The sequence below is a fragment of the Microbacterium sp. genome (assembly GCF_049661145.1).
Classification (GTDB): domain Bacteria; phylum Actinomycetota; class Actinomycetes; order Actinomycetales; family Microbacteriaceae; genus Microbacterium.
The window spans coordinates 1-2600 of sequence record NZ_JBASZT010000398.1 but is presented as its reverse complement, the minus strand read 5'-3'; the positions used below and the strand labels follow the sequence as shown (position 1 = coordinate 2600).

At 71.0% G+C, this 2600-nt stretch carries 2 protein-coding genes; one reads left to right on the top strand and one right to left on the bottom strand.

Annotation, left to right across the window (positions count from 1 at the left end):
• The first annotated feature begins 228 nt into the window (after positions 1-228).
• Positions 229-1449, top strand: coding sequence for an AI-2E family transporter (locus tag WBP48_RS16500; protein ID WP_424441829.1), 1221 nt, complete (start codon positions 229-231; stop codon positions 1447-1449).
• Positions 1450-1463: 14 nt separating this feature from the next.
• Here WBP48_RS16500 and ligD read toward each other — a convergent pair whose 3' ends face one another.
• Positions 1464-2516: a non-homologous end-joining DNA ligase gene (gene ligD / locus WBP48_RS16495; protein ID WP_424441828.1), complete on the bottom strand. Its 1053-nt coding sequence runs from the start codon at positions 2514-2516 to the stop codon at positions 1464-1466.
• Positions 2517-2600 lie beyond the last annotated feature (84 nt).

Sequence of the window (2600 nt, the reverse complement as noted above, 5' to 3'; positions counted from 1 at the left end):
CCACGGCGCTGTCGCCGGCATCCGCCCGCCGCTCCCCGCCGGAGCCCGCCGGTCCTCGCCGCCCCCCTTCGCCGCCTGCGCCGTCGCAAAAGCAGGCTGAGTCACGCTTCACACCCCCCTCAGCCCCGCCGGCAGTCGATCCAGCCTGCTTTCACGACACCGTCCTCCTGCCCCGCACGGCGTTGTCAACCCTTACGCCCGATAAGGGACTCAGGTTAGCGTCGGAGGATGGGACTGTTCCGCTCCGCACCGGGTGCAAGACCTGGTTCAACACCGAAGACCGTCCGCATCGACTCGACGGGTGCGCCGCTGCGCGTGGATGCCGACGGCAAACCCTGGAGCCTCTGGTCCGACGGCCTGGGCGTGCTCGCCATCCGCGCGCTGCAGGTCATGATCGTCGTGGCTGTCGCGGCGGCGATCGTGCTCGGCATCCAGCAGATCACGGTCGTCACGATCCCGCTCGTGCTCGCCCTCATCTTCGCGTCGGCGTTCGCGCCGGTCATGTCGTGGTTGCGCGGCGGCGGTGTGCCGTCGCTCGCGGCGACCCTGCTCGCCCTGTTCGCGATCCTGGCGATCCTCGCGGCGGTCGGCTGGCTGATCGTCTGGGCCGTCCGCGACCAGTGGGACACGCTCTACGCGCAGGCGGAGCAGGGCCTGCAGGACCTGCTCGCGTGGGGCCGCACGCTGCCGTTCGACATCGACCACGAGCAGCTCGACGAGTGGATCGCGCAGCTGCAGGCCTTCGTCACGAGCGCACAGTTCGGTTCCGGCGCGATCGCGGGAGTGAGCGCGGTCGCGAGTTTCGTCACGGGCCTCGTGCTGATGGTCGTCATGCTGTTCTTCTTCCTCAAGGACGGGCCGCAGATGTGGGCGTTCCTGCTGCGGCCGTTCCGCGGGGAGCACTACGAACGCGCGGTGCGCATCGGCGAAAAGACGGTCACGACCCTGGGTTCCTACGTCCGCGGCACCGCGACGGTCGCCGCCGTGGATGCCGTCGGCATCCTCATCGGCCTGCTGATCCTGCAGGTCCCGCTCGCGATCCCGCTGGCCGCGCTCGTGTTCCTGCTGGCGTTCATCCCGATCGTCGGCGCGACGCTCGCCGGCATCCTCGCCGCACTCGTCGCGCTCGTCGCGAACGGCTGGGTCGTCGCGCTACTGGTGGTCGGCGTCGTCGTGCTCGTCAACCAGCTCGAGGGGAATCTGCTGCAGCCGGTGCTCATGGGCCGTTCGATGAAGCTGCACGCGTTCGTCGTGCTCGTCGCCCTGACGATCGGGACGGTGCTGTCGGGGATCATCGGGGCCGTGCTCGCCGTGCCGATCACGGCGGTCGCGTGGGGGATCGTGCAGGTGTGGGACGGTCCCGACACCCCGGCACGCTGGGCGCGGCCGAAGCACCGAGAGGATGCTGCGGCCAGCCGCGACCCGCTGACGGAGGCACCCGTCGCGTAGGCGCGGCGCGCCGTTCAGGCCTCAGGCTTGCGAGCGCGGCTCGGCTGCACGCGGGGCGGTTCGCCGGGCATCTTCGGGAACTCGGGCGGGAACGGCAGCTCGCCGAGCCCGTCGGCGAGGTCGCGCTCCCACCACTGCAGCAGCGTGTCGATGCGGCCGGGCTTCTGCTGCAGGTCACGCCACGGGTCGCCGATGTCGGCGAGGCGCTGCGGCACGGTCCGCACCGTGAAGGATGCCGGGTCGACGCCCGCCTCGAGCTCGTCCCATGTGATCGGGGTCGCGACGGTTGCCGTCGGGAGCGCCCGTGGGCTGTAGGCGCCGGCCATCGTGCGGTCGCGGTTCGCCTGATTGAAGTCGACGAAGATGCGCTCGCCGCGCTCCTCCTTCCACCAGGCGGTCGTGACCCGATCCGGCATCCGTCGTTCCAGTTCGCGGCCCGCGGCGATCACCGCGTGCCGCACGTCGAGGAACTCATGGGTCGGCTCGATGGGGCAGAACGCGTGGATGCCGCGGTTCCCGCTCGTCTTCAGCCACGCCTCCAGCCCTGCTTCGCGCAGCACCTCGCGCAGCGCCGGGGCGACGGCCGCGGCATCCGCGAAGTCCGTGCCCGGCTGCGGGTCGAGGTCGATCCGCAGCTCGACGGGGTTGTCGGTGTCGGCCGCGAGCGATGCCCACGGATGGAAGACGACGGTGTTCATCTGGATCGCCCAGACGATCGCGGCGGCTTCGTCGAGCACGACCTGCGGATGCCGTCGGCCGCTGTTGTAGGTGCACATCACCTCGTGCACATAGTCGGGGGCGCCGCGGGGCGGGTTCTTCGAGAAGAAGCGCTCGCCGTCGATGGTGTCGGGGAAGCGCTCCAGCGACACCGGGCGATGGCCGTTGGCGCGGAGGAATGGCTCGGCGACGGCGATCGCATACTCGGCGAGCTCGCGCTTCGTGATGCCGAGCTCGGGCCAGATGACCCGATTCGGGCTCGACAGCCCGACCTGGCGCGGCCCGTCGGGTCCCGCGACGTCGAGGGTGACACGGCGCGGATCCTGAGTTTGTCGAACGGCGGAGGCCATGGCTCGACCCTACGGGGGCTGGGGCTTTCGCGACAGGGTGTCCTGCGGCCGGGCGACGCCGCGCCGGGGCAGGCGCCGGGCGAC

Coding starts and splice junctions, on each gene's coding strand:
- WBP48_RS16500 (WP_424441829.1), top strand. CDS start 229: ATGGGACTGTTCCGCTCCGCACCGGGTGCAAGACCTGGTTCAACACCG.
- ligD (WP_424441828.1), bottom strand. CDS start 2,516: ATGGCCTCCGCCGTTCGACAAACTCAGGATCCGCGCCGTGTCACCCTC.